This window comes from Tolypothrix sp. PCC 7712 (genome assembly GCF_025860405.1).
Taxonomy (GTDB): Bacteria; Cyanobacteriota; Cyanobacteriia; order Cyanobacteriales; family Nostocaceae; genus Aulosira; species Aulosira diplosiphon.
Map to the genome: position 1 here is coordinate 6,096,623 of NZ_CP063785.1, position 21,169 is coordinate 6,117,791.

Annotated in this window: 16 protein-coding genes, 2 tRNA genes, 3 rRNA genes and 1 pseudogene; 16 read left to right on the plus strand and 6 right to left on the minus strand. The window is 43.6% G+C overall.

Annotation, left to right across the window (positions count from 1 at the left end; translation table 11 throughout):
• The first annotated feature begins 3 nt into the window (after positions 1-3).
• From HGR01_RS24950 to HGR01_RS24965, 4 genes are all read left to right on the plus strand, one after another.
• The gene (locus tag HGR01_RS24950; RefSeq protein ID WP_096621777.1) at positions 4-135 is read left to right on the plus strand and encodes a histidine kinase; all 132 of its coding nucleotides are present in this window, start codon (positions 4-6) and stop codon (positions 133-135) included.
• 16 nt (positions 136-151) lie between these two features.
• Positions 152-1,000: a prohibitin family protein gene (locus HGR01_RS24955; protein WP_045873168.1), complete on the plus strand. Its 849-nt coding sequence runs from the start codon at positions 152-154 to the stop codon at positions 998-1,000.
• Between the two features lie 81 nt (positions 1,001-1,081).
• Positions 1,082-1,498, plus strand: a complete 417-nt coding sequence (locus HGR01_RS24960; protein ID WP_045873169.1) for a DUF1824 family protein — start codon at positions 1,082-1,084, stop codon at positions 1,496-1,498.
• 82 nt (positions 1,499-1,580) lie between these two features.
• Positions 1,581-3,509, plus strand: coding sequence for an ABC-F family ATP-binding cassette domain-containing protein (locus HGR01_RS24965; RefSeq protein WP_045873170.1), 1,929 nt, complete (start codon positions 1,581-1,583; stop codon positions 3,507-3,509).
• Positions 3,510-3,580: 71 nt separating this feature from the next.
• On the opposite strand, the gene HGR01_RS24970 is transcribed toward HGR01_RS24965, so the two are convergent.
• Positions 3,581-3,769 (minus strand): DUF1778 domain-containing protein, encoded by a 189-nt coding sequence (locus tag HGR01_RS24970; RefSeq protein ID WP_052335347.1) that lies wholly within the window; start codon positions 3,767-3,769, stop codon positions 3,581-3,583.
• Between the two features lie 98 nt (positions 3,770-3,867).
• Here HGR01_RS24970 and HGR01_RS24975 point away from each other — a divergent pair, with 98 nt between their 5' ends.
• Both HGR01_RS24975 and purT read left to right on the plus strand, forming a co-directional pair.
• Positions 3,868-4,365 (plus strand): pentapeptide repeat-containing protein, encoded by a 498-nt coding sequence (locus HGR01_RS24975; RefSeq protein WP_045873171.1) that lies wholly within the window; start codon positions 3,868-3,870, stop codon positions 4,363-4,365.
• Between the two features lie 54 nt (positions 4,366-4,419).
• Positions 4,420-5,589, plus strand: coding sequence for a formate-dependent phosphoribosylglycinamide formyltransferase (gene purT, locus HGR01_RS24980; protein ID WP_045873172.1), 1,170 nt, complete (start codon positions 4,420-4,422; stop codon positions 5,587-5,589).
• 156 nt (positions 5,590-5,745) lie between these two features.
• Here purT and HGR01_RS24985 read toward each other — a convergent pair whose 3' ends face one another.
• The 3 genes from HGR01_RS24985 to crtH all read right to left on the minus strand — a co-directional run bounded on the left by HGR01_RS24985 (position 5,746) and on the right by crtH (position 9,495).
• Entirely contained in the window at positions 5,746-6,066 is a 321-nt protein-coding gene (locus tag HGR01_RS24985; protein WP_052335348.1) for a CVNH domain-containing protein, read from the minus strand.
• Between the two features lie 436 nt (positions 6,067-6,502).
• The gene (locus HGR01_RS24990) at positions 6,503-7,834 is read right to left on the minus strand and encodes a serine hydrolase (protein WP_045873173.1); all 1,332 of its coding nucleotides are present in this window, start codon (positions 7,832-7,834) and stop codon (positions 6,503-6,505) included.
• 158 nt (positions 7,835-7,992) lie between these two features.
• On the minus strand, positions 7,993-9,495 hold the full coding sequence (gene crtH / locus HGR01_RS24995; protein WP_045873174.1) for a carotenoid isomerase: 1,503 nt from the start codon (positions 9,493-9,495) through the stop codon (positions 7,993-7,995).
• Between the two features lie 786 nt (positions 9,496-10,281).
• Between crtH and upp the strand changes: the two genes are divergently transcribed.
• The 9 genes and pseudogenes from upp to rrf all read left to right on the plus strand — a co-directional run bounded on the left by upp (position 10,282) and on the right by rrf (position 17,830).
• Positions 10,282-10,932 (plus strand): uracil phosphoribosyltransferase, encoded by a 651-nt coding sequence (upp, locus tag HGR01_RS25000; RefSeq protein ID WP_045873176.1) that lies wholly within the window; start codon positions 10,282-10,284, stop codon positions 10,930-10,932.
• Positions 10,933-11,008: 76 nt separating this feature from the next.
• Positions 11,009-11,362: a hypothetical protein gene (locus tag HGR01_RS25005; RefSeq protein WP_045873177.1), complete on the plus strand. Its 354-nt coding sequence runs from the start codon at positions 11,009-11,011 to the stop codon at positions 11,360-11,362.
• 233 nt (positions 11,363-11,595) lie between these two features.
• Positions 11,596-11,874, plus strand: a complete 279-nt coding sequence (locus HGR01_RS25010; RefSeq protein WP_045873178.1) for a YggT family protein — start codon at positions 11,596-11,598, stop codon at positions 11,872-11,874.
• Positions 11,875-11,937: 63 nt separating this feature from the next.
• A pseudogene (locus HGR01_RS41970) lies at positions 11,938-12,066 on the plus strand (IS701 family transposase); the annotation flags it as partial.
• A 549-nt stretch (positions 12,067-12,615) separates the two neighbouring features.
• Positions 12,616-14,104 (plus strand): 16S ribosomal RNA (locus HGR01_RS25015).
• A 121-nt stretch (positions 14,105-14,225) separates the two neighbouring features.
• Positions 14,226-14,299: transfer RNA gene (locus HGR01_RS25020), tRNA-Ile, on the plus strand.
• 87 nt (positions 14,300-14,386) lie between these two features.
• Positions 14,387-14,459: transfer RNA gene (locus HGR01_RS25025), tRNA-Ala, on the plus strand.
• 334 nt (positions 14,460-14,793) lie between these two features.
• Positions 14,794-17,619: ribosomal RNA gene (locus HGR01_RS25030) — 23S ribosomal RNA — on the plus strand.
• A 93-nt stretch (positions 17,620-17,712) separates the two neighbouring features.
• Positions 17,713-17,830 (plus strand): 5S ribosomal RNA (gene rrf, locus HGR01_RS25035).
• Together the 16S, 23S and 5S rRNA genes with 2 tRNA genes alongside form the textbook arrangement of a ribosomal RNA operon.
• Before the next feature lie 103 nt (positions 17,831-17,933).
• Here the strand turns inward: rrf and HGR01_RS25040 are convergent.
• Positions 17,934-19,205 carry a glycosyltransferase gene (locus HGR01_RS25040; protein ID WP_045873125.1) on the minus strand — a complete coding sequence of 424 codons (1,272 nt, stop codon included), beginning with the start codon at positions 19,203-19,205 and terminating at the stop codon, positions 17,934-17,936.
• A gap of 136 nt (positions 19,206-19,341) precedes the next feature.
• Between HGR01_RS25040 and HGR01_RS25045 the strand changes: the two genes are divergently transcribed.
• Positions 19,342-19,983, plus strand: a complete 642-nt coding sequence (locus HGR01_RS25045; RefSeq protein WP_045873124.1) for a TetR/AcrR family transcriptional regulator — start codon at positions 19,342-19,344, stop codon at positions 19,981-19,983.
• Positions 19,984-20,168: 185 nt separating this feature from the next.
• Here the strand turns inward: HGR01_RS25045 and HGR01_RS25050 are convergent, their stop codons facing one another.
• Positions 20,169-21,140, minus strand: coding sequence for a glutathione S-transferase family protein (locus tag HGR01_RS25050; protein WP_045873123.1), 972 nt, complete (start codon positions 21,138-21,140; stop codon positions 20,169-20,171).
• Positions 21,141-21,169: the final 29 nt, after the last annotated feature.

Consider the following 21,169-nt stretch of genomic DNA (forward strand, 5'->3'; position numbering starts at 1 on the left):
AGCGTGGGAGATGAGGGAGATGAGGGAGATGAGGGAGATGAGGGAGAAATTTTTATTACCAATTACCAATTACCAATTACCAATGCCCCATGCCCAATGCCCCATGCCCATAAAAATATTTACTTGCGGAGATAATTAAGGAGATGAACAATTGAAGAATCAGCAATTTGCGAATTGGCAAACCACTGTTTTAGGTGTCTTTTTGGCAATCCTGGTGAGTATTGCATTTAATTCCTTTATTATTATTAACCCAGGTCAAGCTGGAGTAATTAGTATCTTGGGTAAAGCCAGAGATGGAGCCTTATTAGAAGGTATCCACCTTAAACCACCGTTTATTTCGGTAATAGATGTATATGATTTAACTGTACAAAAATTTGAAGTGCCGGCAGAGAGTTCTACTAAGGATTTGCAAAATCTATCGGCACGGTTTGCCATTAACTTTCGCCTCGATCCCACCCAGGTAGTAGAGGTGAGACGTAAACAAGGCACCTTAGCCAATATTGTCTCCAAAATCATTGCCCCGCAAACCCAAGAAGCCTTTAAAATTGCTGCTGCTCGCAGAACCGTAGAAGAAGCAATCACCAAACGCAGCGAATTAAAGGAAGACTTTGACAATGCATTAGGCGATCGCCTAGATAAATATGGGATAATTGTATTAGATACTAGTGTAGTTGACTTGACTTTTTCGCCCGAATTTGCGCGAGCAGTCGAAGAAAAGCAAATCGCTGAACAACGGGCGCAAAGAGCCGTTTATGTAGCGAGAGAAGCTGAACAGGAAGCACAAGCTGAAGTTAATCGTGCTAAAGGTAAAGCAGAAGCGCAAAGATTGTTGGCAGAAACGCTCAAAGCCCAAGGTGGACAGTTAGTTTTGCAAAAGGAAGCGATTGAAGCATGGAAAGCTGGCGGCGCTCAAATGCCCAACGTCTTAGTGATGGGTAACGACGCAAAAAATAGTGTACCCTTTATTTTCAACTTAGGTAATACTCAAAGTCAGCCCTAATTTGGATAAATCATTTTAGTATAGTAGGAAATTACCACCTCAAATCCAAATAATCACCAAAAACCTCCATCAACCATATTCATGTCAACTCCTAATCACCCCAATCTCACGGCTGAAGACGCAAGAAAAATTCTCAACAAGTTTAACTGTTTAGATATTGCACCAATCCTCAAGCCATCAGAAAAAGCTTCAGTGCGGCGGGCTTTAATTCTCATAACTAGCCTTTCTGATTACCAAATTTTGGGTATTTGTGCGGATACAGCCGAATCAGGAAAGCTGTCCATGAAAACTTATTCCCAGGCTTTTGGTTATGAAGCACCGAGTAATTTACCTGACATTGAAGGGCCAGTTTATATTAAATTAAACGGCAAAAATGGCTTGTGTTATATCGATTCCTACGCTGGTCATCATCGTGGTGTATTAGTCTCTTGTCAGTCATACAATACTGAGGGCATCAACGAAATGTATGGACATTTACCCCTCGATTTATTTGTCTAAATTTCAGCCAGGTAGGTAAAGTAATTGCTTTATCTACCTGGCTGACAAATGACAAATTAGCCAGGATAAATAACTAAGTTTTATGAGCATTATTACACTACAATCTGTTAAAAAAGACTTTGGTATTAAGGAAATATTAAAAGATGCCAGCTTTAGTTTAGATGCTACTGATAAAGTTGGATTAATTGGTACTAACGGTTCGGGTAAATCCACTTTATTAAAAATGATTGCTGGGCTAGAACCAATAGATAGCGGACAAATTTTAGTTAGCTCTGGTTCTAAGGTGATTTACTTACCACAGCAACCAGATTTAGATGAGAAGCGTACAGTTCTGGAGCAGATTTTTGCTGATAGTGGCGAACACATGGCTTTGGTGCGTGAGTATGAAGAACTCTCCGATAAACTAGCGCACTACCCCGAAGATAGTCAGCTGATGTCGCGCCTATCGGTGGTAATGCAAAAAATGGATGCAACTGGTGCTTGGGAATTAGAAACCAACGCCAAAATTATCTTGACAAAGTTAGGTATTTCCGACTTTGATACCCGCATTGGTACATTATCTGGTGGCTATCGCAAGCGGATTGCTTTAGCAACAGCCTTGCTATCCGAACCAGATGTATTGTTGATGGATGAGCCAACCAACCATCTCGATGCGCTATCTGTAGAGTGGTTACAAAGTTATTTAAATCGCTATCGTGGTGCATTATTTTTAATTACTCACGATCGCTACTTTTTGGATCGTGTCACCAATCGCATTATTGAAATCGATAGAGGTGATATTTACACCTACACAGGTAACTATTCATATTACCTGGAAAAGAAAGCTTTAGCGGAAGAATCTGCCATTAGTAGCCAACGTAAACACCAAGGTGTATTGCGGCGCGAATTAGAATGGCTCAAACGCGGCCCCAAAGCCCGCAGCACCAAACAAAAAGCCAGAATTGATCGCATTCAAGCTATGCGAGAAACTGAGTTTAAACAAACTCAGGGTAAAGTTGATATTTCTACAGTTAGTAGAAGGATTGGCAAAAAAGTTATTGCCATTAATAATGTTTCTAAAGCCTATAATGGACGCACCTTAATTAAAGATTTTACCTACGAATTTAGTCCCGAAGACCGGATTGGGATTATTGGTGGTAACGGCGCAGGTAAATCAACATTAATGGATATGATTACCGGACGAGCGCAGCCAGATGCAGGTAATGTAGAGATTGGTTCTACAATTCATATCGGTTATTTTGACCAACATTCGGAAGAATTGCTCACAGCTTTAAACGAAAATCAGCGTGTGATTGACTATATTAAAGAAGAAGGTGAATTTATCTCTATTGCTGATGGGACTAAAATCACAGCTTCTCAAATGCTAGAGCGATTTTTATTTCCTGGTAATCAGCAATATGCGCCAATTCATAAACTATCTGGTGGTGAAAAACGGCGGTTATTTCTGTTGCGCTTACTGATGAGCGCACCCAACGTTTTAATTTTAGATGAACCGACTAATGATTTAGATGTGCAAACCTTAGCGGTACTAGAAGACTATTTAGAAGATTTCACAGGCTGTGTAATTGTAGTTTCGCATGATCGCTACTTCTTAGACAGAACTATCGACACAATTTTTTCCTTTGAAGAAGGCGGAACTCTTAGACAATATCCTGGTAATTATTCAGTTTACCTTGACTATAAAAAAGCCGAGGAAGCCGCACAACAAGAAGCTGCTAGTAAAGAGAAATCCAGCAAGGTGAAGGTAGAAAAACCTGCATCTCAGCCAAAAAATTCCGAATCTAAAAAGCGACGCAGGATGTCAAATTGGCAAAGGAAAGAATTTGAACAGCTGGAAGATAAAATTACTCAGTTAGAAACTGAGAAAGCTGAAGCGGAGAAAGCTTTATTAAATGTGCCGGCGGGAAATTATAGCCAGGTACAAAAATTGTACGAGCAAGTGGAAACGCTCAAGCAAGCGATTGACAAAGCGACTGAAAGGTGGATGGAATTAGCTGAGATGGATGCTTAAATTAATTGGCTTGTGCAACGAATTAATTTAGTGTTTGATTACCACTGTTAAAGAATTATTAGTGTTATTGCTTATCCAATAATTCCATGATTCTTCCTAAAAAACTCTTTATGCTGATTCCAGGCTGCTGTTAACCTTGCATTCGCTACAGGAGGGTACTCAATCAGGCTTAATACAGTATGAGTATCCCGTTGCGATAAAATAATCACTCGTTCATATTTTCGCATCTTTTTTGCTTCTTTCAAGCTTAGTTTAATCATAAACTGATTTAATGTATTACTAAATAATTATAATGCTCATAAAATAGCAGATTCATAGGGTCAATATCAAAGTTATCTCTAATATCTATCTAAAGAATATGTTAAATACTTATACTCACAATCTCCGTGACTCTGCTATCCATTTTTTAGAACAAACTCCAGAGTATAGGCTACAAATTCTCCGAGAATTAGGTATTGCACGGTATGAATTTTTAACTCAACTGCACCTCAATGAAGCAAATATAAACTGTATTATCAGATTTTTAGTCAATCCCAGCCAATTAAAATTTCCTAATTTAATCGGTGCCGATTTATCTAATTTAAATTTAGCAGCAGTTAATTTTATTCGGGGTAATTTATCAGGCGCAAATTTGCAAAATACCATTTTAGTAAATGCAGACCTATTATTCGTAAATTTCACCCAAGCTAATTTAAGAAATGCAGACTTAAGCGGTGCAACCCTCAACCAGACTATCTGGTTAGATACACTAGTAGATGAATGTCAGTTGGGGAATGGGACTGGTTTATCACCGCAACAACGTAAAGATTTACAACTGCGTGGTGCTAGATTTAATGCTTCGGCAGATGATAATTAAACGTAAAAATAAAAATTATCAGATTCTCTCGTTAATATTCACTTGGATTAATTCATGCATAATGAAATTAAATTGCCTAAAAAATTAATGTTGTTGGGTGCAGGAGAGTTGGGCAAGGAGTTTGTAATTGCGGCTCAACGACTCGGTAATTATGTAATTGCTGTGGATCGTTACCCTAATGCACCGGCAATGCAAGTTGCTGATTGCTCAGAAGTGATTTCTATGTTGAGTGGTGATGATTTAGAAGCTATCGTCAGCAAGCATCAACCTGATTTAATTATCCCAGAAATTGAAGCGATCAGAACTGAGAAACTCGTAGAATTTGAGCAACGCGGGATAATAGTTATTCCGACTGCGGCGGCGACTAACTACACAATGAATCGTGACCGAATTAGAGACTTAGCCAATGAACGATTAAATATTAGAACTGCTAGATATGGTTATGCAAATTCTCTAGAAGAGTTGAAAGTAGCTGCTGATTTAATTGGGTTTCCGAATGTGCTAAAACCTGTGATGTCATCATCAGGAAAAGGGCAATCTGTAGTTCAAAATAAAGATGAAGTTGAGCAGGCTTGGAATTATGCGATCGCAAATTCTCGCGGTGATACTCAAAAGGTAATTGTAGAAGAATTTATTAACTTTGAAATAGAGATAACTTTACTGACTATTAAACAGTGGAATGCGCCTACTATTTATTGTGAGCCTATTGGTCATCGCCAAGAAAGAGGAGATTATCAAGAATCTTGGCAACCAGCCGGAATCTCTGAAGATCAAATTTTAAAAGCTCAAGAAATTGCCAAAAAAGTTACCGATGCGTTAGGAGGAGCCGGGATTTTTGGGGTTGAGTTTTTTATTACTAAAAATGAAGTGATTTTTTCAGAACTTTCTCCCCGTCCCCATGACACAGGTATGGTGACTTTAATATCGCAAAATCTCAATGAGTTTGAATTACATTTACGGGCTGTTTTAGGCTTACCAATTCCCAATATAGAACAATTTGGCCCTTCAGCTAGTGCGGTAATTTTAGCGTCCGAAAAATCAGATTCTATTACCTATATAGGTGTGGCGGATGCATTAGCCCAAAAAGATGTAGATATTAAACTATTTGGTAAACCTAGTTCCCATCCTTATCGGCGTATGGGAGTAGCTTTGGCTAAAGGTGTAAATGTGGAAGAAGCCAGAGAAAAAGCTACAAGAGCAGCTAGTAAAGTTAAATTAGTCTGATAATTTTCTCTAAACCGTTACGCATTGAAGTTGCATAGTTACTCATCAGGATTGTCAAAAGTTGTAGAGACGCGATGAATCGCGTCTCTACTGTTTATACTTGACAACCCTAACGCCAGAATATTTGGTCTAGGCGCGTATCAGCTTAAATCTGCTTTATGGGCTACCTGTATATTCTAGGTTGCCATCAATGTTTTCAATTCCATCCAAAACTAGAGAACTTTCGTTCCATAAACCATCCATTCTGCGGCAAGTGGCGGATAGTACATCTCCATCAATAGAGATATTCATCGCACTTAACTGAAAACTACTACGTGCGTAAGGATCAGTTACTTCTAGAATGCCATCAATGTTTTCAATTCCCCTTAAGGATAGTGAGGTTTCGTTCCAAGAACCATCGCGTCTTTGACAAGTCGCTGATATTACATCTCCGTCAATAGAGATGTTTTCGCAAGTGTATTGATAACTGCTACCCATAGCTTATGTGTTTTTTCTAGTTTAAATCCCGTAGAAGTTGTATGATATTCAACTTACAAGAGGTATGTACTACAAAAGCGTTTTTAGGATATATCGCCTATATTCCTGATAAATGAGGTTTAATGCGATATATCTATATGTCATTTAAGACACATTGCTTTTGTTAGTAGTAGATATTACTTCTAACTTTTACAAACCATCGATTTACTTAAGTTTTTTTTAATACTTATTTTTTTAACGTGGAAAAAGTAAAAAATATATCAGCATAATAAACATAAAAGCAGGATAAACACTTAGCTAATGGCTGTGTTTATCCTCATTACGGTTCGATTAAGAATTTTGCGTCATGATTGTGGGTTGTAGAGACGCGATTAATCGCGTCTTTGTAGATTCATCGCGTCTCTACAAGATTTAAATTCTACAACCCGACTATTTGCTAGAAGTTGACGCTGGTAGGATCATTACCAGTGGCCACGGGGTTAGGCTGATTGAGGTAATTGTAGACAAGTTGGGAAACTTGGCGAATAAAGTCTCTTCCCCTAGTATCTTTATAGGGACGCTTCACAAAAATTGCTGCTAGGTAACGCTTACCATTTGGCATGGTGATAAATCCTGCATCGCCAATGAGAAAGCCGATATCTCCAGTTTTGTTGGCGATAACTGCGCCTTTACCTAAACCTGCAGGAAGCAGAGTATGCACGGTGGTATGACGCAGAATATCTAAAGCTTGTTCTTTGCTACCGGGAGAAACTAGCTTGTTATTGACTAACAAAGCTAAGACTCTGGCCATGTCTTGAGAACTGGTAGTGTTGGTTCCTCGCAAGTCAGCTAACAGATGGCGAATTACAGTGTCTTTCAATCCCCAGCTACGGAAACGCTGATTGAGTTTCGCAGCGCCACCCAAGCGGTCAATAATCATATTAGTGGCGGTATTGTCACTAATAGTCACCATTTTGGTGATTGTTTCTAAAGCTGTGTACTTTTTACCAACACGTTCATACTGCATATCTCCCGAACCGTTGGTGACTAAATCGCCGCGCATAGTCAGCTTTTCATCTAGCCTGACTTTACCAGCATCTAAATCTTGGAAAAAGGCAATGAGAATCGGCAGTTTAATTGTACTAGCTGCGGGAAAAACGCGATCGCCTTTAATATCCAAATAATTGCCAGTATCCAAATCGAGGAAAAACATCCCGGTGGTGAGGAAACTGTAGCGACTCATCAAGGCTTGAATTTGCGGTTCTAAAGCCTTCATTGATGAATTTAAAGGGACTACACCCGCAAACAAATTTCTATTAGTAACTATAGGTTGCTCTGGAGTAATTACTGGTGGAATACTGGGTTGAGTAATAGCGACTCTCGTGAGTTGGGGTAACTGTACAGACCAATGATTTGGGGATTTTTCTTGTAGCAGGACTTGGGCTGGATCTATGGTGTAACCGGGCGCTAAAGTAATCAGGATGCGGGTACTATTAGGGCCAAACTGTCCAATTTGAATTTGTTGCGTGACTGGGCCTATCTTTTGAGTCACCTGGGGATAATTCAGGTTAACGCCTGGTAAGTCGATAGCTAAACTGGTAGAAGTCAAAAGTTGGACTCGTGGTTGTACAGTCTCATCTGTAGTAAAGTCAAGATGATTGCGGTTGCTATCAAAATGCCAATTAGCTACTGTCGCCGCTTTCACTGTTGCACCTAACAAACAGGTACTTAAAAAGCTGGCTAATACCCAGCTTGCTTTGACAATATTGTGTTTGTGTGTGAGTCGCATTAATTAAAACTTTCTGTGTAATGAAGATTGAGAAATTAACAATTAGTAGTGGTTACAAAAATACAAATCTGACAAATCGTCAGAATTATATACTGCCGCGATAACTTTACAACTAGCGATCGCAATTTCCGGAAAGTTCTAACTCAATCTTTCAAAAATCACAACCTTAAATCTACGGCAATTCGGTGAGCACAAGCAAAACCCGAAAATGCTACTGCATTCAACCCCTGACCAGGAAAGGTACTATCCCCTACACAATACAATCCAGGGATAGCGGTGCGATTAAATGGCATACTCAATAATCCGCGCAACTTCCGCCGAGGAATTGGCCCGTAAGTCCCATCTTCTCGTCCCAAAAAGCGGCGATGGGTGCGGGGTGTTCCTACTTCCAAATAATCCATTCCCGCATCTAAACCAGGAAAAATTTGCTCTAAGCGGTCAATAATTCGCCAGGCTGCTGCTTCTTTCCGTTTCTCATATTCCTGCTCAGTTAAACCTTGCCAATTATCTATCCAATCTGGTGTAAAAGCATGAATGATGTGATATCCTGCTGGTGCTAAAGCAGGGTCAAGTAAGGTAGGAATGGAAACAAAAATAGTACCTTGTGCTTTGGTCATATCCTGCCAATTTTCTAGCAAAATATGATGACATTCCGTCCCTGGTGGCAGAACTGACTGCTTAACCCCCATATGTAAACTGAAAAAACTGGGTGATTTCTGATATAGTTGTTGCCAGTTTTTCTCATTACGTGGCATTTCCTCTACAGGTAGTAATTTTTCAAAAGTGTCCCAGCGTGTAGCATTAGAAACTATGCGTTTTCCCCGATAGATTTGACCATTAACCAATTCCACACCAACAGCCTTTCCGCGTTCGGTGAGAATTCTTTTAACTTTAGCTTGATACTGAATTTTTCCCCCAGTTTTCTCTAAACCTGTGGCTAATGCTTGAGCAATCTTTCCTACTCCCCCTTTGGGGTAGTTAACTCCGCCATAGTGTCGATCAGAAAAGACCATTCCTGCATTAATCATGGGTGTCATATTGGCTGGAACCACCGACCAGCAATAACATTCCATATCAATAAATCTTAATAATTCTGGGTCTTTAATGTAGCGGCGTGCGATATCTCCGGCATTTTGGGGCAAATATTTGACTAAACCCAGACAAGCTAAAGGATGTTTCAAAAACGTCCGTAACAAATACCGAGGTTCTTCTAATGACAGCAAATCCATGCTGTTGAGACAGTTAAATACTCTCCAGCATTCGTCATAAAAACGACGAATCCCCTTCGTTTCATGAGGAAAATAAGCAGTAAGATTTTGCAAATATTTTTCATAAACACGGTCAACTTTCAAGTCTAAACCGTTGGGTAAGTGGTAATGAATCTGCACCGGATCGGCAATTGTCTCTACACTGACATTTACAGCATTAAGGGCGCGCGTAAGTAAATTTGTAGTGCCATTTTGCCCCATCCCAAAAATCATTGAAGCTCCCACATCAAAGTGATAGCCTTGACGTTCAAAATAGCCAGCACTACCACCAGGAATGAGATAACTTTCTAGTACCAGTACTTTAGCTCGTTTTGCTGCTAGCTGGGTTGCTGTCACCAAGCCACCAATACCAGAGCCAATGATAATTACATCAAACAAAGAATTACGGGTCATAAACAATTAAAAATGCACAATTAGTCTTGAAAAATTTTTCCAGTCGTTTTCGCACTAAAATAAGTTTGAATTTCAACAGGCTACGAGAACGCAAAATTCAAAAATCTCATCTATGCAATTCGTCATTACCATTGAATAGTTAGATATTCCACATAATCCCTTGAAAAAATGTAGCAGATATTACTTTTCACAGAAAAGATAATACTTAACTACTTTGATCAACTGCGATCGCCAACTAAAAAAATATCCCAATGTTGCCAATATAGAAAGCTTTCGCACCAACAAATATCTTAATTTACGTTCCCAATTTGCGAACCTTTTATAAATTGCGATCGCATCTGTTCTCAGTACACAGCATTGTCCCTTACAGCAGAGTCAATTTATAGAGTAAAACCACAATTGCTGGTGAAAACGGAAGCTAGCGCGTTCCTCCGCCCAAAAAAAGAGGGACGAGCCGCTACTGCTGGCTAATCCCGTCTGCCGATCCTTAAAGAGAGGAGAACACTAGATAACAATATAACCTTGGTTGAGAATACCTGTCAACTACTAATGCAATTTATTATCAATAAGCTAGAGGTTGTTGATTTTTCCCAATCCCCATTACCCCTTATCCCCAGAGGGGGCCCCGAGTTCCCCAATCCCCATTACCCCTTATCCCCAGAGGGGGCCCCGAGTTCCCCAGTCCCCAGTCCCAAATCTAAAATTGTATTAGCTGTCAGTCGGAGACGCGACAGAGTATTATGATGTTTCAGTTCTTATATAGTAAAGAGTCGCCTTTTCCTGGCTATGACGGTACAACTGCGCGTTTATGTTCCACCCCATCCTCTAATTAAGCACTGGCTAGCAGTAGCCCGTGATGCGGCTACACCTTCGGTACTATTTCGCAGTGCAATGGTAGAGTTGGGAAGATGGCTAACTTATGAAGCAGCACGAGAGTGGTTGCCGACTCTAGAGACAACTGTGCAAAGTCCTTTAGATACAACTGCGGCCACTTTCATCGATCCACAAGTACCTGTGGCAGTAGTGCCGATTTTACGAGCAGGTTTAGGATTATTAGAAGGGGCACAAACCTTGCTACCCTTGGCTTCGATTTATCATCTTGGCTTAGTGCGAAACGAGGAAACATTACAACCTTCCTGTTACCTAAACAAATTACCAGAAAAGTTTGACCCTCAAACAAGGGTGTTAATTACCGATCCGATGTTGGCAACCGGAGGATCAATGATGGCAGCCATGTCAGAATTGATACAACGAGGTGTTGATCCAGCCTTGATCAGGATTGTTTGTGTAGTAGCAGCTCCGCCAGCTTTACAAAAACTGAGTGTGGCTTATCCTAGTTTAAATATTTACACTGCGACTATAGATGAGAGCGTCAACGAGCAGGGATTTATTGTACCAGGATTAGGAGATGCAGGCGATCGCACCTTTGGGACTTAAGCTAGTATGCAGCTAGGGTAGGAAAATAAATTAACTGGTGTAAAAGTCACGAAGTTTCTTCAAGGCGGTTAAGAATATGAGTCAGCGTGATGGTTTTGTAGGTGGTTTTTTCGCAGGCGCGCTTTTTGGTAGCGTTGTGGGTGGGGTTCTGGGAGCCTTGATTGCTACCCGTCAAGATCCAGAACTACTAGCCGAAGATGAAGCAGGACAGACGAATAACTCCGAGGAAGCTAAAAGAATACCTGGGAAACGTCGTCAGATGAAAGCTTCTGAAACAGACGGGCTAGAAATGGAAACAGCCAGGCGATCGCTAGAAGACAAAATTGCCCAGCTCAATGCCACAATAGATGAAGTACGAAAGCAGCTGGGAAATGTCAATGGCACTGCACCACAAACCATGAGCGATCGCTCTTTTACCAAAGATTCTTGACAACCTCAGGGACTTCCAAGGAATCAATTACTCAATTCCAGCATCGAAATATAATTATCAGATTTCTGTTCCCCCTGCTTTCTCTGCTCGCCAAAGCAATTGATTATTTTTTGCTTTGGAAGTCCCTAATCATACAATCAGTCTGCCAAACTCTGCTATACAGACGGCATGACACAGACTAAATTAAAATTTATGGTAATACCTTGTTCGCTTAGTAGGAAACTAAACCATCCATGAATCTACTGATTGCTACACTGGCTACTTTCATTCATATTTACACTGTTTTACTCATTGTTCGGGTTCTGCTGACCTGGTTCCCCAATATTGACTTTTATAGTCAGCCTTTTGCGGCCTTAGCCCAGATTACAGACCCCTATCTCAACCTCTTCCGCTCAATTATTCCCCCACTGGGCGGTATGGATTTTTCTCCCATCCTCGCTTTCTTAGTACTACAATTAGTTGGCGACTGGCTGCTTCCTACTTTGCAGAGATTCATTTATACAGCGTATTAAAACAAATCAAGTACACCAGTAGGGGCATAACTAACATGTTGTGACCCTACTATTACCCTTCGGGAAGCCGCTTCGCGTCTACATGTAGGAATGATTTCAGAAATTAAACGCAAAACTCTACCAGAGAGAGCGCGAGTAGTAGGGTTAGGGAACGAACAAGGGTTATTGCATTTCCTAACAAAATCACCTTGGGAAATAGATATTTCAACGCTTCAAAACTTCTAACTTTTGGAAACAGCTTTCTATACCATGCCCAGTAATCATCTATGAATTTTATAGTTTCTGCAGGCTCTCTTCACGAAAACATAGACCAATCAAGAGTTTACGACACTTTACCCTATTATTTTCTCATCAGAGTGATGGAAGAGCGATAAGCAGTCACACAACAAAGAGTCAAGGACGAGCCAAGGGGGCAAGATAGCGAAATTGCTCACAGAGTTTATGGATTCCTACGCAACATCCAGGAACAGTATAGGCGAAAAGGCTGACTGTACAAGGGATAGAAGGGCGAACAAAAAAAATGAAACTTTTCCCGAAAAAAAGTTGACAAACGGAAGTAGGCTCGATATATTAGATAAGTGCCTGAGAGCGGAGCGCGAAAAGCGGCGCTGGTAGGGACACCGAACCTTGAAAATCATATAGTTTGAAAGCCAGTATATAACATATACCCTGCGTCAGTAAAGAGAATTACCGGACTGAGGTATAAATCAGTCGATTAAGAGCTAAACGAACTTTATCTACAAAATGGAGAGTTTGATCCTGGCTCAGGATGAACGCTGGCGGTATGCTTAACACATGCAAGTCGAACGGTCTCTTCGGAGATAGTGGCGGACGGGTGAGTAACGCGTGAGAATCTAGCTCTAGGTCGGGGACAACCACTGGAAACGGTGGCTAATACCGGATGTGCCGGAAGGTGAAAGATTTATTGCCTAGAGATGAGCTCGCGTCTGATTAGCTAGTAGGTGTGGTAAGAGCGCACCTAGGCGACGATCAGTAGCTGGTCTGAGAGGATGATCAGCCACACTGGGACTGAGACACGGCCCAGACTCCTACGGGAGGCAGCAGTGGGGAATTTTCCGCAATGGGCGAAAGCCTGACGGAGCAATACCGCGTGAGGGAGGAAGGCTCTTGGGTTGTAAACCTCTTTTCTCAAGGAAGAAAAAAATGACGGTACTTGAGGAATAAGCATCGGCTAACTCCGTGCCAGCAGCCGCGGTAATACGGAGGATGCAAGCGTTATCCGGAATGATTGGGCGTAAAGCGTCCGCAGGTGGCAATGTAAGTCTGCTGTTAAAGAGTGAGGCTCAACCTCATAAGAGCAGTGGAAACTACATAGCTAGAGTGCGTTCGGGGCAGAGGGAATTCCTGGTGTAGCGGTGAAATGCGTAGAGATCAGGAAGAACACCGGTGGCGAAAGCGCTCTGCTAGGCCGCAACTGACACTGAGGGACGAAAGCTAGGGGAGCGAATGGGATTAGATACCCCAGTAGTCCTAGCCGTAAACGATGGATACTAGGCGTGGCTTGTATCGACCCGAGCCGTGCCGGAGCTAACGCGTTAAGTATCCCGCCTGGGGAGTACGCACGCAAGTGTGAAACTCAAAGGAATTGACGGGGGCCCGCACAAGCGGTGGAGTATGTGGTTTAATTCGATGCAACGCGAAGAACCTTACCAAGACTTGACATGTCGCGAATCCTCTTGAAAGGGAGGAGTGCCTTCGGGAGCGCGAACACAGGTGGTGCATGGCTGTCGTCAGCTCGTGTCGTGAGATGTTGGGTTAAGTCCCGCAACGAGCGCAACCCTCGTTTTTAGTTGCCAGCATTAAGTTGGGCACTCTAGAGAGACTGCCGGTGACAAACCGGAGGAAGGTGGGGATGACGTCAAGTCAGCATGCCCCTTACGTCTTGGGCTACACACGTACTACAATGCTACGGACAAAGGGCAGCGAGCTAGCGATAGCAAGCAAATCTCATAAACCGTGGCTCAGTTCAGATCGCAGGCTGCAACTCGCCTGCGTGAAGGAGGAATCGCTAGTAATTGCAGGTCAGCATACTGCAGTGAATTCGTTCCCGGGCCTTGTACACACCGCCCGTCACACCATGGAAGCTGGCAACGCCCGAAGTCATTACTCCAACCATTCGTGGGGGAGGATGCCGAAGGCAGTGCTGGTGACTGGGGTGAAGTCGTAACAAGGTAGCCGTACCGGAAGGTGTGGCTGGATCACCTCCTTTTAGGGAGACCTACCCAACTTTGAAATCAATTGCAAACAGTCAATAGAGACAAAGATGGTCTACTCTAGGTCGGTCGCAGGTATAGTGAAGGCTTTCAAACTATAGAGAGGTTCTCAATTATGGGCTATTAGCTCAGGTGGTTAGAGCGCACCCCTGATAAGGGTGAGGTCCCTGGTTCGAGTCCAGGATGGCCCACCTGAACAAGTAAAAAGAGCAAAGTAAAAAGTAAAAAGAAAGTGTAAATTCTTTTGAATTTTTCCTTTAAACTTTTACCTTGTGGATGGGGGTTTAGCTCAGTTGGTAGAGCGCCTGCTTTGCAAGCAGGATGTCAGCGGTTCGAGTCCGCTAACCTCCACATGATATCTGTTGTGACAGCAGCAAAAGTGAATATATCACAGGTAAAAATTAGCCAAAAGTGATAGAGTGAGTAGTTTTTGTGTTCATAGCAGAGAATGTGGTAAGATAAGAGATTGTGGGTAAATTCAGCAATTGACGTCAAAAAGAGTCAAACTGCTGGAAATAGTCCAGCCAGAACCTTGAAAACTGCATAGTAACGCGAAAAATAGCAGGCAGACGAAATTTCAAGTAATGAGTGCTGAGTGCTGAGTGCTAAGTGTAAAACACAAAGGCTCCCATGAAAGTAGTCAGGAAAGAGAAAGAGTTTGCAGATGTGAAACCAAATGTATTGTGGTCAAGCTAATAAGGGCTGATGGTGGATACCTAGGCACACAGAGGCGAAGAAGGACGTGGTTACCGACGAAATGCTCCGGGGAGTTGGAAGCAGACTATGAGCCGGAGGTATCCGAATGGGGCAACCCTATGTACTACCTGCTGAATATATAGGCAGGAAAGAGCCAACCCAGCGAATTGAAACATCTTAGTAGCTGGAGGAAGAGAAATCAATTAAGAGATTCCCTCAGTAGTGGTGAGCGAAAGGGGAAAAGCCTAAACCAGTTGGTTTACTGACTGGGGTAGTGGGACAGCGATATCGAATCTAGAGGTTAGACGAAGCAGCTAAATACTGCACCAAAGAAGGTGAAAGTCCTGTAGTCAAAAGCTGAAGGATAGTAGCTGAATCCCGAGTAGCATGGGGCACGAGGAATCCCATGTGAATCAGCGAGGACCACCTCGTAAGGCTAAATACTACTGTGTGACCGATAGTGAACCAGTACCGCGAGGGAAAGGTGAAAAGAACCCCGGGAGGGGAGTGAAATAGAACATGAAACCATCAGCTTACAAGCAGTGGGAGTCCGATTCAACGGATGACCGCGTGCCTGTTGAAGAATGAGCCGGCGACTTATAGGCACTGGTAGGTTAAAGCGAGAATGCTGGAGCCAAAGGGAAACCGAGTCTGAAAAGGGCGATAATCAGTGTTTATAGACCCGAACCCTGGTGATCTAACCATGTCCAGGATGAAGCTTGGGTAACACCAAGTGGAGGTCCGAACCGACCGATGTTGAAAAATCGGCGGATGAGGTGTGGTTAGGGGTGAAATGCCAATCGAACCAGGAGCTAGCTGGTTCTCCCCGAAATGTGTTTAGGCGCAGCGGTAATGATTATATTTGGGGGGTAAAGCACTGTTTCGGTGCGGGCTGGGAGACCGGTACCAAATCGAGACAAACTCAGAATACCCAAAGCACACATTGCCAGTGAGACAGTGGGGGATAAGCTTCATTGTCAAGAGGGAAACAGCCCAGACCACCAGCTAAGGTCCCCAAATCATCGCTAAGTGAGAAAGGAGGTGAGAGTGCATAGACAACTAGGAGGTTTGCCTAGAAGCAGCCACCCTTGAAAGAGTGCGTAATAGCTCACTAGTCAAGCGCTCTTGCGCCGAAAATGAACGGGGCTAAGCGATGTACCGAAGCTGTGGGATTTGTTGAAAAATAAATCGGTAGGGGAGCGTTCCGTGGTAGGGAGAAGCAGTAGCGGCAAGCAGCTGTGGACGAAACGGAAGTGAGAATGTCGGCTTGAGTAGCGCAAATATGTGTGAGAATCACATACCCCGAAACCCTAAGGGTTCCAGAGCCAGGTTCGTCCGCTCTGGGTTAGTCGGGACCTAAGGCGAGGTCGAAAGGCGTAGTCGATGGACACAGGGTGACTAATCCCTGACTAAGGTATGGGAGCATTGCTAGGGACGCATGAAAGATAGCTACACCCTGATTGGTTTGGGAGGAGTTTACGAACTCCGAGTAGTGATTCGATTGTGCCAAGAAAAGCTAGGAATGTGATGAACATATCTTACCCGTACCCGAAACCGACACAGGTAGGGAGGTTGAGAATACCAAGGGGCGCGAGATAACTCTCTCTAAGGAACTCGGCAAAATGGCCCCGTAACTTCGGAAGAAGGGGTGCCCACGAGAGTGGGTCGCAGTGAAGAGATCCAGGCGACTGTTTACCAAAAACACAGGTCTCCGCAAACTCGAAAGAGGAGGTATGGGGGCTGACGCCTGCCCAGTGCCGGAAGGTTAAGGAAGCTGGTCAGCGAAAGTGAAGCTGGCGACCGAAGCCCCGGTGAACGGCGGCCGTAACTATAACGGTCCTAAGGTAGCGAAATTCCTTGTCGGGTAAGTTCCGACCCGCACGAAAGGCGTAACGATCTGGATGGTGTCTCAGAGAGAGACTCGGCGAAATAGGAATGTCTGTGAAGATACGGACTGCCTGCACCTGGACAGAAAGACCCTATGAAGCTTTACTGTAGCCTGGAATTGTGTTCGGGCTTCGCTTGCGCAGGATAGGTGGGAGGCAAAGAGATATTCCTTGTGGGGAATATGGAGCCAACGGTGAGATACCACTCTGGCGAAGCTAGAATTCTAACCTCGCACCCTTACCGGGTGTAGGAACAGTTTCAGGTGGGCAGTTTGACTGGGGCGGTCGCCTCCTAAAAAGTAACGGAGGCGCGCAAAGGTTCCCTCAGCACGCTTGGAAACCGTGCGGCGAGTGTAAAGGCATAAAGGGAGCTTGACTGCAAGAGTGACCACTCGAGCAGGTACGAAAGTAGGCCTTAGTGATCCGACGGCGCAGCGTGGAATGGCCGTCGCTCAACGGATAAAAGTTACTCTAGGGATAACAGGCTGATCTCCCCCAAGAGTCCACATCGACGGGGAGGTTTGGCACCTCGATGTCGGCTCATCGCAACCTGGGGCGGAAGTACGTCCCAAGGGTTGGGCTGTTCGCCCATTAAAGCGGTACGTGAGCTGGGTTCAGAACGTCGTGAGACAGTTCGGTCCATATCCGGTGCAGGCGTAAGAGCATTGAGAGGAGTCCTCCTTAGTACGAGAGGACCGGGAGGAACGCACCGCTGGTGTACCAGTTATTGTACCCACAGTAGACGCTGGGTAGCCAAGTGCGGAGCGGATAACCGCTGAAAGCATCTAAGTGGGAAGCCCACCTCAAGATGAGTGCTCTCACTACAAATGTAGGTAAGGTCACGGGCAGAACACCCGTTGATAGGCTCTATGTGGAAGTGCAGTAATGCATGAAGCAGAGGAGTACTAATAGACCGAGGGCTTGACCTCATCAATCATTGGTTATTTCGCGTTACTTGCAGTCTTCAGGGTTTTGTTGACAGTTAACTGTTAACCGTTAACCGTCAACCAACCACAAGTTTTCCTGGTGTCTATTGCGCTGTGGAACCACACTGACTCCATCCCGAACTCAGAGGTGAAACGCTGCTGCGGCCACGATAGTCTAGGGGTTGCCCTACGCCACAATAGCTCGATGCCAGGTTTATTCATGAAACAAAAAGCCCCGACTGCATTCAGTCGGGGCTTTTTGTTTACCGGAAGATATGGATAATTGGCATTAGAGAGATAAATTGTAGAATGCTTCTTCAGCCAGCTCTGAGATTTGTGATTGTCTGTATAGCGGAAACTGCATTTGCAATCCCATCTTCATCTCGAATTGTTGCGCCTAAGTGAGCTGCTCGTTGACGCATCGTTTGATCGCTCATTGCCTGTCGAATTGCTTGTGCAAGTCCTTCTGCCGTTAGTTGTTGACGTGGAATCGGTTCTGTGCATACCCCTAACTGTGCTACACGTTGCCCCCAAAAGCTCTGATCTCCAAAGAACGGAATAATAATTGTGGGAACGCCCGCCCTTAGACCAGCAGCTGTGGTACCCGCACCGCCGTGATGCACGATCGCAGCGACACGCTCGAAAAGCCATGAATGAGGTATAGAATCTACAAGATAAACGTTATCCGGCAAATTTTTGGTACTTATACCACCCCAGCCAGAGAGTATAATCGCTCGTTGTTGAGTTGTTTCTAAGGCTTGCAATACAAGCTCGGCAGTTTGTTCTGGATTTCTGTTACCCATACTGCCAAAGCCAATATACACAGGGGGTGGCCCACTTTCAAGAAATTCTATTAGGGCTGAAGGTGGAGTCCAATTTGGTGCTGCATCTAAAAACCAGTAGCCTGTCACGTGGGTATTCTGCCAATCTGATGGTTTGGGAATCACAGATGGGCTGATACCGTAGAGAGTTGGATAACGATGCAGATGAGCGCTTTGATAGGGGCCGAAAAATGGAGCTACAGGTAAATTCAGTACTTGCTTTCGAGCTAATGCATCACCTGTGCGAGATCCATGCCACATGATTTGTCTGATCGCGTGATGGGATAGCCAATTTACAGTACCTCCGAATTTGGCTAGAGATTGGGGAAAAAGAACCCCAGGAAATGTTTTTGTTGGGGTAAAGGGAAAGACATAGGCTTGCAACAAGGGAACGTTCAACTTCTCGGACAATGAAATGCCAAGGTATAGTCCCCCAACTCCTGACACTAATAAATCCATGCCTTGACAAGCCAATAAACCTGCTTGCGCCCAATTGATAGCTGCACGTTGTGTTTGTTGTGCCGTGTAAGCAGTAATCTTCAGAAAATTTCCTGTCTCTAAGAGCTGCCGCATTTCCTGACTTTCGACAATTTCTTGCACATTGCCGTGCATTGGGGAAAATTCTAGCTCGTAGGAACTTACCAGATCTGCAAAGTTTTCATGGCTTAATAGGCGTACAAAGTGCCCTGCTGCTTTTAAGCCTTTTCCTAAAGCGATATAAGGTTGAACATCCCCTCGACTTCCCAAGGCAATGATCGCAATACGCATGACTGGCACTCCTGCTGCACATAATTGGTGTTAATTAGCAATAAATGACATTAAAGTCATTTTGACGTTTTCGTCATTTTGATACTAGCATCAACACCAAGTTATGCTAAGTGAACCGCTATTTTTATGCTGCAATATGAAGCCATCTCGTCGAGCATCAATTGGTTTAGAAAAACGAGAACGCACAAAATCACGTCTGATTGCGGCAGCTTATCGAGTATTTGCTGGTAAAGAAGCAGATGCAGTGACAATTGATGACATCATTGCAGAAGCCAAGGTTGCTAGAGGAACTTTCTATAACTATTTTCAAACCCGGGAGGATGTGCTGAAAGCGGTTGCAGCCTCTTTGAGTGATGAGATGAATCAAAAGATTTGGGCGCAGTCTGTGGTGATTGACGATCCGGCGGAACGAATGGCGATCGCTCTTCGCCAATTCCTGCATCAAGCGCAGCAAGATTCGACTTGGGGATGGGTAATTGTCCGGATTGGATTAGTGGCAGCCCCACTGAGTGAAACAATCGAAAGGGGTGTGATGACTGACTTGGAAGCAGGTATACGACTGAAGCGTTTTCAGGTTGATAGCTTGCAAGCAGCAATCGACCTGATATTGGGCACAGGATTGATGGCAATGCGTAGTATTTTGGCAGGACACACAGAGCCAGACTATCCCGAGCAGATTGCTAAAATGATTCTCAAAACTCTAGGTGTTGCTGATGCTGATGCTCATGCGATCGCATTTAAATTTCTAGAGCCACTACAAGATGAAAGTATTTCCTAAATTTCCACAGCCTTTAGAAGTGCATGACGAAAAGCTGGGGTCGTCTCTTGAAAGATGACTGGCATAAATTCTAGCAAGGGTCGATATCTGCTGTGATAGTTGCAACGTAGTGGATAACTGATACAAGATTCAAGGTTTTACTCCAGTTAGATTGGGCAATTTTTTTGATACTGAGGCGATCGCAACTACACCTGAACGAAGCGATCGCGGTTGTGCCGTTCCTCAAAATTAATGATTGGCCCAGAAGGTACAATTCTATTAGGATTGATCTCAGTCATACTCATGTAATAAGAACTCTTGGTATAGCCTAGATTGCAAGTGGCTTTGAACTCCGGCTGCTGATATAAATCCTTGAGATAATTCCAGAGGTTTGGATAGTCGATAATTCGCCGCAAATTGCACTTAAACAGACTGTAGTATACTGAGTCGAAGCGATATAGGGTTGCAAACATACAAATATCAGCTTCCGTGAGTTGATTACCACACAAATAGCGCTGCTTGTTCAGAATAGTATCCCATCTATCTAAATTCTCGAACAGTTCAGTGACTGCATCTTCATAAGCTGTTTGCTCCTTCGCAAAACCTGCTCGGTATACACCAGCATTAATTGGTAGATAAATGGCATCAATTGTTTCATCAATCTGCTGCTGTAGTTCCCGTGGGTATAAATCTATTTTTTGTGTTGCTAAGGAAGCAAACTCTACGTCAAACATTCGCATAATTTCGCGAGATTCGTTGTTGACGATGGTTTGATTTTGTTTATCCCATAACATCGGAACTGTAACTCTACCCGTATATTGAGGATTGACTTTCAGATATATTTCTTGGAGATATCGAGCGTAATTTACCGAGTCAGAACTTGCTCCTGAGGGTTGAGAAAACTTCCAGCCCTTGTCACTCATAACTATATCGGCAATAGCAACGGAAATAACATCATTCAATCCTTTAAGTTCTCGCATAATTAAGGTGCGATGTGCCCAAGGACAAGCTAAAGAAACATAGAGGTGATAGCGTTCTGCTTCTGCCTTAAAGCCGCTAGATCCATCAGATGTGATACGATCGCGAAAGGTTGTTGGTATGTCATGTAAATCACTACTTTGATTTTGCTCGCTTGCATCGGTTATCCATTTACCTGCGAGCATCATTCCTGATGCCATAATGCTGTCCTACAAGTGATAGTGTAATT